Here is a 411-nt window from a genome sequence, read left to right as displayed (position 1 = left end):
CTCCCCCTCCGGGCTCGGCGTCCGGGAGGCCGTGCTGGTCGCCACCATGGCGCCCTTCCTCATCGACGCCGGCGGCATCGGCGCGGCGACGGGCATCGCGCTCGCCTCCCGGCTGATCTTCACCGTGGCGGACCTGCTCGCCGCCGGCATCGCCGCCCTGTCCGGGGTGCGCCAGCTCCGCCGGGGGACGCCGGCCGACGCGGCCCCCGACGAGGCGGCCGCCGTCGAGCAGGTTCCCGCACCCCGCGCCGCCGCCGAGCAGGCCGCGACGCCGGTCACCACCCGCTGACGTCGCCCCGCCGGGCGGGGCCCGGCGGACACCCGTCCCACGAACGCCGGTGCAGCACCCGGTCGAGGCTGAAGCGCTCCCGGATGAGCGACTGGCCGTTGACCCCGATCTGCTTGGCCAGG

Annotated in this window: 1 protein-coding gene; it reads left to right on the top strand. The window is 78.3% G+C overall.

Annotation, left to right across the window (positions count from 1 at the left end):
* Nucleotides 1–289, top strand: a 289-nt coding sequence (locus ACSNOB_RS32015; protein WP_436691184.1) for a helix-hairpin-helix domain-containing protein, incomplete at its 5' end; no start/stop codon positions are given.
* Nucleotides 290–411 lie beyond the last annotated feature (122 nt).

This window comes from Micromonospora sp. URMC 106 (genome assembly GCF_051386395.1).
In the GTDB taxonomy this organism is placed as follows: domain Bacteria; phylum Actinomycetota; class Actinomycetes; order Mycobacteriales; family Micromonosporaceae; genus Micromonospora.
Note: the sequence above shows the minus strand (reverse complement) of the source record. Positions and strands in the feature narration are given on the sequence as shown.